1 protein-coding gene is annotated in these 600 nt (G+C 47.0%); it reads right to left on the reverse strand.

Annotated features, from left to right (window positions below):
- Nucleotides 1-102: 102 nt before the first annotated feature.
- The coding region (locus tag R7044_RS26570; protein ID WP_225456158.1) for a M20/M25/M40 family metallo-hydrolase at nucleotides 103-600 on the reverse strand (498 nt) is incomplete at its 5' end.

Raw genomic sequence — 600 nt, forward strand, 5'->3', positions numbered from 1 at the left:
CATTAAGGAAAGAATATTTGTGGTGGGCAAAAATAAAAATCCCCTTCGCGCAGGGCGAGAAGGGGATGAAAGTCGGAAGTTAATCTAAATATTTGAACGAGGCTACTTCACCAAAAAATGCTTAACGAACTCAGAGATTTTTACCATATCGTCAACGGCGATGAACTCTTCAGTGGTGTGCACTTTAGCCATACCCGTAGATAGATTCACGGTTGTCAGACCTTTCTTGTTGAAGTTGTTCGCATCGCTGCCGCCGCCAGTGCCTTTCGTGAACGCTTCGATACCCATATCTGCAAACGCCGCTTTGATTGCGGTTACGTGCGCGTTGTCTTCTTCGATAACAAAGGCGTCGTACGCGCGGCTAGATTCGATTTCGACTTCTGCGCCATGTTTTTCACATACCGACTCAAATGTTGAAATCATGTGGTTGACTTGGGCTTCTAGCTTCTCTCCATTTAGAGAGCGAGCTTCAGCCACGATTTTAAGCTCTGGCATCACAATGTTGGTTGCCTGACCACCGTTGACCATGCCGATGTTCGCTGTGGTTTCTTCGTCGATGCGAAGCAGTTTCATTTGGTTGATTGCGTCTGCCGCAACCAT

The sequence above is a fragment of the Vibrio sp. 1402 genome (genome assembly GCF_033340275.1).